We start from the raw sequence: 7,845 nt of genomic DNA, 5'->3' as shown, positions 1-7,845 counted from the left end.
TCGGCAGTAGGGGTTCAAGGATTTCCCACTCTTCGTCTGTTAGGCTGCTAGAGTACGGCATGACTGCTGGATACGGCTTTTGCGGTAACTGTACTTCAAGATAGTAAAAGATGTCAAATGGATTCTAGATAAAGCTAATAGGAGTCCCCATTTAATTTGCACTAACTCGCCGCCTACATACAAAAGTGCCATTATAGTAAGCTGGATAAAATAATACTCCATGTATTTAACTGGCCAGTAAAATCAGCAATGATGGCAGTATAACTGTAAGCAGGAGAGATGCTAGGGCGTAGTTGACCAATAGGGCATCTTGGCGGAGCATCTTTGGCTCTGTTCCTGAATTTTGCTGTAAAATGTGTCACATGAAGCGAAAATTTCAACAATATTTCTGGTGTTGTGCCCTAGTAGTGTTTCTAGTATTAACTGGATGTGGATGGAGTGTGCAATCAGCACAAGCACTGCTACGTCAACACCATGACTCTCCGGGTGTCTTACGCTACCACTCACAAGTATCCATCAAAGATGAAAAAGGATATGCTTGGCAAGTACTGCTGTTCAAACAGAATTACACTAGTGCAGTAAAAGACTTACGATTGCGCTTGGTTGCTTTTCCTAATATTGTTGAAATTGCTCACCACCAACCACTATTGATTGAGACAGCAGCAGGAAGATTACTGAATGCATCGGATGCATACGCTTTAGCTACACCCGTCTCTAATGTGGGCGAATATAACTTAACTGATATCTTACCGAAATTACCAAAAACTGAAGCACTCAAACTCTATGTGCCACTCTCTGGTGGACAGCAATTAATTCTCAACATATCCAACACTGTAGTCACTGAGTGGCAATGGCTAGTTAATGAGATTGATTGATTTTATGCACCTAAAGTTTAATGTAAAAGTATTCAACATAAGAATAACTCAATGGTGATGTGGGGCATGATAACTGCTTGCAAAGCCAGAAATTCCAGTCTTCATACGCTTATAGCCTCCCACATCACACGCAGCATTAATGTTAGTCTTGAGACTCCTCAGAGGTAGTTTCCGATTCGGTTTCAAGTTCTTCTGTTTGGACTTTTACTGGAGGTTTAACGGGTTTTGGGCCACGCGCTAGGGCAGGATTGCCCTGCTGTCTGTTTTCATCTCCATAGGATGCTTTTTTCCCAGTGCCAGACGAGCGATTACGGCTCGGTTTGGAGCTTTTGGGGTTGGATTCAATAGGAGCTATAGAATCCGTATTTTCGGAGTTGTTGTCAGTGCTTGCTTGGGACTGACGTTCCGATTTCTTGATTGGGCGTTCTACCATTGTTGATTTTTGTAAATTTATCTGTATAGTACATCAGTTTGGTGACGATAAAACTGGCGAGTAGCATTTTGTAAAGATTTTGCTGTTACAATTATTAAATGGCTATATTTATTGATTTGCTAAGAAAGCAGCTATGCGGCTTGATTAACTACCTCAAAAAGCATTCACAACCAATAAACAATTAACTCACAAAATGTTGAAATGGGTGCGTTATCAATAACATAACGCACCCTTAAACTAATCAACAAAATTAGGTCGTGCCTTACCAGTTGATTTCAACTTTTGCTCTAAAACTGCCCAATTTTCTTGCTCAATTAAGTTAGTCAACTCATCGAGATTTTGGCGATACTGTTGCAGCGATCGCAGCAATGCTTGACGATTATACCGCGCCATCATCACGCCTAATTCTGAATTTCCACCACCCACACGGCTGGTATCTCGAAAACCTGAACTAGCTAACTTTTGGGCTAATTCCAACACATCGGGGTCAGTTTCACTCAAACAAGCAGCAATCAAGGAGGAACTGACCATTACAGGTAAATGGGAAATCCAACTAACAGCGCGGTCATGTTGCTCAGGTTGACAATGGTAGATATTAGCCCCAAGCGATCGCACAATTTCTTCCACAACCGTAATTGCACTAGTTGGTGTTGTCGCTAACGGTGTTAATACATAAGGCTTATCAACAAATAAATGTCGCTGTGCAGCTTCTATTCCACTGTCTGTCCTTCCCGCCATTGGGTGACCGCCGATAAAATTATCCCACAGGGGAGAAATCGCCTTGACTATCTGTGCTTTCGCCGAACCCACATCAGTTACGACGGTAGTGGTAGATAAATGAGCGATCAACTGTTCAAATTGGGGCACAATAAGCGCTAGAGGTGTACAAATAAATACAACCTCTGCGGCTGCCAATAGACTCAGATCAACGGATGCTTCATCAACACTGCCGAGAGCAACTGCCTTTTGACAGGTGGATTCACGGCGACTGACTCCTAAGATATGATGTCCTTGCGATCGCAAATCAAAACCCAAAGATCCGCCTATCAGTCCCAGTCCTAAAATCCCAATATTCATTTTTGATTTTGACATTCCGTTTTTTATGACTTTACCAACTATTAAAGTTGGCATCCAAGGGGTAGCATCAATGACTGTAGAGGAATTACTGGAACAATACGCAGCAGGAGTCTTAAACTTTAGTGGTGTTGACCTCGCGGAAGCTAACCTGAGTGGGGCCAAACTCACTGGCGTAAATCTTAGCGATGCTAATTTGAGTATAGTCAACCTAAGTGGCGCGAATCTAAGTGAAGCTAACTTGAGCAATGCCAAGCTGAATGTAGCAAGATTGAGTGGGGCGAATCTATGTAGCGCCATCCTAAACAACGCCAGCCTCAACGTCGCTAATTTGATTCGAGCGGATCTGGGTCGCGCTCAACTTAGAGGAGCCACATTGATCCGCGCCGAGTTAATTCGCGCTGACCTCAGTCGCGCCGACTTGTCGGAGGCTGACCTCACTAGTGCCGATTTGCGAGAGGCTACACTCCGCCAAGCGAATCTCCGTCACGCGAACTTGAGTGAAGCTGTCTTAAGAGGCGCTTTCTTGACAGGAGCAAACTTAGAGATGGCTAACTTAAATGCCAGTGATCTCAGTCGTTCTGACATTAGCGGCGCAAATTTACGAGATGCCGAACTCAGACAAGCGAATCTCAGTCATGCTAACTTGAGCGGAGCAGATTTGAGCGGGGCGAACCTCCGATGGGCAGATTTGAGCGGCGCAAATCTCCGGTGGGCAGATTTGAGCGGTGCAAAATTGAGCGGAGCTACTTTAATTGGCGCAGATTTAAGCAATGCCAATTTAACAAATACAATTTTCATCCACGCCGATTTAACTCAGGCAAAATTAATAAGGGCGGAATGGATTGGTGCTGACTTAACAGGAGCAACATTAACAGGAGCAAAGCTTTATGCCACCTCCAGGTTTGGTTTAAAAACTGAAGGCATGATTTGTGAATGGGTTGATCTTAGCCCCGCAGGCGATCGCTCCATTATCCAAAAGTTTCATTCGGAAGACTCACGAGACTTTTTTAACGAAACACCGCCAACAATCCGAATTATTGTTGATGCACCCATAGAACACGAAGCTAATTTTGCGATCGCTGGCGCTTACTACCAAATTGCTCAGGAATACCGGGGACTAAAACAACCTCCAAGCATCGAAAGTAGTCGTCGTCGAACTGTTTTCACATTTCATGTAGATAGCGACGAAGCATTATTTCCCACTGCTTACATTGTGATTCTTCCCTTTCTAGATGCAGCATCTACCCAAAAGAATATTTCCAGTTTGATGGAAATTATTAACGGTGAAGTTGTTACAAACCAAGATTTAAAATCCCCCCAAATGCTGAAACAATTAAATATTCTTCTAGATCAAGCCATGAGTCAGGCTACAACAATTAAACAAATGAAAAAAAATATCGAAGTAGCCGCAAAGTTAAATTTTTGCAAAGCCCCAACCCAAATAGTTTTAACGAATTCCAGCGCCCACACTTTGATTATTTATGACCATCCCAACTTTGGCAAAAGATTTATTAATCGTTCTGCACTCAATGCTTTAATTTATGATGATATAGCCACTGAATCAACAAAATATGATATATTACCTTCGTTAAATATGGTTATGGAATTTGTCAAGGGATTTCACTATATTAGTCATTAGTTATTAAACTCATAACTAATGAAAAAATAAAATTTGGAGGAAAGAATGCGCGATACCTTTAATAAAATGATCGGTCGAACTCGCTATGTAGTCTTTCGCCTATTTCTGCACTTAGGGGGAGGTGAGGTAGCACCAATTTTGGGAGTATTAAATAGTGCTGGACGGGATGCGATCGATGCCGATGGCGACTTAGAAGTTTTGGGAGAAGGGTTGGTAGAAATTAGCCAAACTTTATTGCAATATGATGAATATTGGCTTTCTGCTGCCAACGAAGGCGACGTATTTTTTGATGAAGGCGAGGCAGGAGATTACGTGAATGAATTATTTACTGACTCTGCCCAAAGATATCTCAGTGAACCAGATTACAGTTCTGACTCTGGATTGAATGAACCTTTATCTATACCTGTAACCCGCAACGTCATTGTGATGCTTACAGTAGCTTATGAAGGAGAAGTACCAGAGTTAGAAACTGATCTTTCTAACGTTCAGGCACTCAAGGAAGGATTGAAAGCATTGATAAATTTGCATTATAAACATAGATTGAAGGCAATCCAAGTACATTTCTCGCCAGCACAGTTAGGCGATGAACTCACTAGCGATCAACTATTGCAATATTACCCAGAATTGATTCCTTTGTAATCTGTTGGGTAGTCCGTACTTACTACTCACATCGAGAAATTGTTAAGCTCAGAGATAGGACAATAATCCAATGATCATGACCATAGTACGTAAATTTACAGCCGTTTTTTTAGCTCTGAGTTTGTGTATGACAACTGTTGCTTGCGGTGGGGGAAACGAAACTACCCCTCCGGCTAAGAACGTTAGCCAAACCTCCACTAACACAAAGTTGAGTGACGGAGAGTATCAAATACAACAAGCTACATACGACGATGCAACTGGTGAGTATAGCCTGTTTTTACTTAACAATAATCCCCCAACCTTTGCAACCGAAAATTTGCAAATGGCACGGTTAACTGATGATGAAATCAAACAGGGTAAAAAGACATATCTAAAGGTAGATAAAGGACAACCAGTTTTATATCTAACGGAAGACTTTAAAATTGAGTACGTCCACAACGTTACTGAGAATAAAACCAATCCTCAAACAGGACAACAAGAGACAGTTGTAGTCCGTCGAGAAAATAGCTTCTGGGCACCTTTTGCTGGGTCTGTGGCTGGTAGCTTGGCCGGTCAGGCAATTGGTAGTATGTTGTTTAGACCCCAATATTATGTACCCCCTGTCTATCAATCAGGACAAGGATTAACAGGCTTTGGTGGATATGGCGGAAGCTATGGCCAAGCAGTTCAAAGCTACCAAACTCGGTACAACACGCAACCCGCAGCCGTGAGAAATCGCACTGCGTTCCGCAATACAGGAACAATTAGAAGGTCATATCCTGGAAATTCAACTGTACGCAATACACCGCGTAGTACTACAGGTAATAATCGTCCTTCTGGTTCTGGTTTTGGTGGTAGTACGTTGCGGCCCTCTGGCAGAGCTACTTCACCTAGACGCAACTCTGGTAGTGGTTTTGGTAGTGGGCGTAGTACAGCACCTCGCCGCTCAAGTGGTTTTGGCAGCAGACGCCGTTAATCAATTCCAAATTCAATAAATAGACTGCCTAACAAGTAAAGGTAGTTGTGCACAAAGAAGCCGGAAGTTACAAGTCAATCTTCCGGCTTCTCTTTCATATCTATGCAATTGGTGAGGCGGAATTATTAATTATTCAGTTAAATAATATGAAATACTAAATACAAATATTGCTAAGAGAACAGGAATCATTTTACTAAAGTCTATTCGCTTTTTTTGAACCATTTCTAAACAAGACATTGGAATCATCAAAGGCCAGAAGATAGCTGTGAATAAAAACATCACAACCGATAAAAATTTATCATCGGGAGTGGAAGTGGGATGACGTAGGGAAAATATTAACCAATTGGTTAAAAAATAGCATGACATTAACAAGTAACCAATAGTTAAAGTCAGTTGTATCTGATTCACTGTGAGTACTCCTGATGTTATGTGAACTTCACTATAGCCTTTCCTGTTCTAGTGAGGTATATTATGAGCCTCAATAGTGGATTTTAAATTAGTATAAATGAAGGGATACTCACTAAGTTGCTAGACGGAAATCAATTAAAGTTTGTAGTAAGGACTTTAGTCCTGATAATCCTTGTTTTCTGTTTAATAATGCCTATCTATTTAGGAATGCTAACTATCAATACTGCTATGTAAACAAGCATCCAATCAAGAAAAATTATATTAACTATGAACCATATATTGATTTTATACCCTCTTGACTTAAAGTATAATACAATAGCCCTGTCGATTATTCCCACAGTTCCCGATGTATTAATTAAATAATTCGCAAGCATTGCCCAGGCGTAAACAAAACCATTTCCTCGTTGCTCGATTGGCGTTGTTAGGTGATTATAATACTGAGAAATAGCAAAAGTTCCAAAACAAATAGCATAACCTATTAGCCACTTGCTGTTCGGCATAATCTGAGCAAGAAAAAAAGGGATAATTGTGGCTAATATAAAAAACAAGATAAGAGAATCCAACATTTCCAATTTTTTCCTTTTTTACAATATATAGAAAAATTGCACACCGAACTATGCAATTTATGTCAAACTTATCCTTCTGGTTGTAAGGTATAGTTAACCCTTCTTTAATAAATTTTTTAAATTTTGGATGATGAATATTCACTATCACAATCCAAAACTTAAAATTTGGTCAGTTATTAAAGCAATAATTAAGCGGTCTTAAAAAATCGAATAATTTCGCGGACATGATCGAGAAATTGTCCGTCGGTGGAAAGTTGCGCGATCGCATTTCTGGCCTCTCTCCCCAAACGCTCATGTTCAGTTTGATTTGTCGCCCGTAGTTCTTCTAAGTTAGCCGCAATCCGGGCTAAATCTTTACGAGTCTCTTCGGCAAAGCGTTGTTGAGTTGCGGGTAATGAATAAGATTGTTCTGGGTTGAGTTGCTCCTCTAATAACTGGATTTTTTGTTCCAATATAGAGAAGCGATCGCGCAGTTCAAAAATATCTTCGCGCGGATACTTCCATTCTTGGCGAATCATCGCTAACCGTGTATATAAATACTCATACGCCCGAATCGCTGGACGCAGAATTGTTAATAACAAAGCAGCACCAGAACTTATATATCCAACCGTACTAATACCAGTGGCAGCAAGAGTATAAAGACCAACGGCTGAGAATAAGTGTAAAGCAATGGCAACCCAGAGCGATCGCTTTGCCAATACTGTCACATATTTTACTTGTTTCTCATCAACTGGAATGCCTTTCTCAGTTGATTGTGCTGCTTCTGCTAAGACTTCTTTCGCTTGAAAATGCACATTCCACGGTACTGTAACAATTACCAACAGCCACCAAAAACTTGCACCACCAATCACCCAATCAAGAAAGTTACCAGCAGGGATATGCAACCATTGCAGTAAGCCAAAAGCCACCAGCACCGAAACCACAATTCCAATAATGGAACTGATGAAAAAGTTGATATACATTTTGCCCTGTCTCCGGTGAAACTATCACCTCGATCATGATTATAGCCCAGCAGTTATACGGGAATCATTGTGATGGTTTTTCTATTTGCACACACCAGTTTTTCGATGAAATATAGCGGTTCCCACTCAGATGCGGTACAACATTATATCGCTAGGTGTAGGGGTAGGGTGTTGACTTTATAGGAAAATCGCCCAAAAAACTTCATGCAGTATCTGTGTCTTCATTGAAGATCGAAAATACAGTTTTTCTTTTTGAGAGCATGGACTGACCAAAAACTTGAGATGACCAGG

The 7,845-nt window shown here is 41.1% G+C and carries 8 protein-coding genes; 4 read left to right on the top strand and 4 right to left on the bottom strand.

The genetic code is table 11. From position 1 onward, the window contains the following. The first annotated feature begins 362 nt into the window (after positions 1–362). Positions 363–875, top strand: a complete 513-nt coding sequence (locus H6G92_RS37290; RefSeq protein WP_242059499.1) for a DUF3122 domain-containing protein — start codon at positions 363–365, stop codon at positions 873–875. A 142-nt stretch (positions 876–1,017) separates the two neighbouring features. On the opposite strand, the gene H6G92_RS37285 is transcribed toward H6G92_RS37290, so the two are convergent. Further along, positions 1,018–1,308 (bottom strand): hypothetical protein, encoded by a 291-nt coding sequence (locus H6G92_RS37285; protein WP_190901705.1) that lies wholly within the window; start codon positions 1,306–1,308, stop codon positions 1,018–1,020. A gap of 237 nt (positions 1,309–1,545) precedes the next feature. After that, a complete protein-coding gene (locus H6G92_RS37280) occupies positions 1,546–2,385 on the bottom strand; it encodes a prephenate/arogenate dehydrogenase (protein WP_190901711.1) in 840 nt (279 codons plus the stop codon). 70 nt (positions 2,386–2,455) lie between these two features. On the opposite strand from H6G92_RS37280, the gene H6G92_RS37275 reads away from it, so the two are divergent. The 3 genes from H6G92_RS37275 to H6G92_RS37265 all read left to right on the top strand — a co-directional run bounded on the left by H6G92_RS37275 (position 2,456) and on the right by H6G92_RS37265 (position 5,618). After that, positions 2,456–4,024 carry a pentapeptide repeat-containing protein gene (locus tag H6G92_RS37275; RefSeq protein ID WP_190901709.1) on the top strand — a complete coding sequence of 523 codons (1,569 nt, stop codon included), beginning with the start codon at positions 2,456–2,458 and terminating at the stop codon, positions 4,022–4,024. Between the two features lie 45 nt (positions 4,025–4,069). Further along, positions 4,070–4,663 (top strand): DUF1517 domain-containing protein, encoded by a 594-nt coding sequence (locus H6G92_RS37270; protein ID WP_190901703.1) that lies wholly within the window; start codon positions 4,070–4,072, stop codon positions 4,661–4,663. A gap of 70 nt (positions 4,664–4,733) precedes the next feature. Continuing rightward, positions 4,734–5,618 carry a hypothetical protein gene (locus tag H6G92_RS37265; protein WP_190901701.1) on the top strand — a complete coding sequence of 295 codons (885 nt, stop codon included), beginning with the start codon at positions 4,734–4,736 and terminating at the stop codon, positions 5,616–5,618. 605 nt (positions 5,619–6,223) lie between these two features. On the opposite strand, the gene H6G92_RS37260 is transcribed toward H6G92_RS37265, so the two are convergent. Together H6G92_RS37260 and H6G92_RS37255 are read right to left on the bottom strand one after the other, a co-directional pair. Next, on the bottom strand, positions 6,224–6,592 hold the full coding sequence (locus H6G92_RS37260; protein ID WP_190901699.1) for a hypothetical protein: 369 nt from the start codon (positions 6,590–6,592) through the stop codon (positions 6,224–6,226). 188 nt (positions 6,593–6,780) lie between these two features. Next, on the bottom strand, positions 6,781–7,554 hold the full coding sequence (locus H6G92_RS37255; RefSeq protein WP_190901697.1) for a hypothetical protein: 774 nt from the start codon (positions 7,552–7,554) through the stop codon (positions 6,781–6,783). Positions 7,555–7,845 lie beyond the last annotated feature (291 nt).

It is taken from the genome of Nostoc foliaceum FACHB-393 (genome assembly GCF_014698505.1).
Classification (GTDB): domain Bacteria; phylum Cyanobacteriota; class Cyanobacteriia; order Cyanobacteriales; family Nostocaceae; genus Nostoc; species Nostoc foliaceum_A.
Note: the sequence above shows the minus strand (reverse complement) of the source record. Positions and strands in the feature narration are given on the sequence as shown.